At 48.2% G+C, this 745-nt stretch carries 1 protein-coding gene; it reads right to left on the bottom strand.

Annotated features, from left to right (window positions below):
* Nucleotides 1-352: hypothetical protein (locus GY843_RS09120; protein ID WP_297308792.1), on the bottom strand; the 352-nt coding region annotated here is incomplete at its 3' end.
* Nucleotides 353-745: the final 393 nt, after the last annotated feature.

Below are 745 nucleotides of genomic sequence, written 5' to 3'. Positions count from 1 at the left end.
CCTGGTCAATCAGCCTCTCCACAGCATCCACGTTTTCTTCGGTAACCGCTGTCAGTGGTCTGGCAGGGCGAGGATCATCTTCTGAGTTAGCTTTCCCCTCTTGAACTCGCAGAACCAACTGGTCACTACGCAGGGGCAGTTTTCCGCATTGCTTGTCTAAATTAAAGAGCCCTGCATTAGATCCTTGTGGTAATAAAACGTAAGTAAAGTGTAGAGTCGTCTGAAGCTCTGCATCTCTTAATACGGTTCTCGCTACGCATAATGCAGCAAGCGGCGGCTGAAGATGGTGCAGAATAAAAGTCGCTTCAGGAACCGTCGTCACGTGATCAAACGTCGCTTTGTGATTGGTCATACGGGTTTTGTATCTCGTTGTGCTCTGCCTCATTCTTGTGTGAATAAAGTTGTTGGACCAGATGGTTGTGTGAAGAGCTCGCTCTGTTTGCAACGAAGTCTGAGGTTTCAGCAAAGGAGACAGCCGACGTACAGGCTGTTGCCTTTTTCCTTTCTTTATTTATCCGGAGTTCTTACAGAGTTGTTTAGTCGGAGGTAAAGGGAACCGCGTCTTTAGCTTTAGCTGTTTGGTTTGACCGGACAGCTATCGCACTTGTCAGGACCAGAGTTGGACTGGGCTAACTTAGATAGCTGTGGCGCCGTGCTTAATCCGTGTGTTTAGCTAGTTTTAGTGAACACTAGCTGCCAGCCCCGGCCTTGATCGATTCTTGGTGTTGCAAGGTGTTGTATAGCT

Origin of the sequence: Neptuniibacter sp., from assembly GCF_024231755.1 — a bacterium.
GTDB lineage: Bacteria > Pseudomonadota > Gammaproteobacteria > Pseudomonadales > Balneatricaceae > Neptuniibacter.
This window is presented reverse-complemented; position numbering and strand designations above follow the sequence as displayed.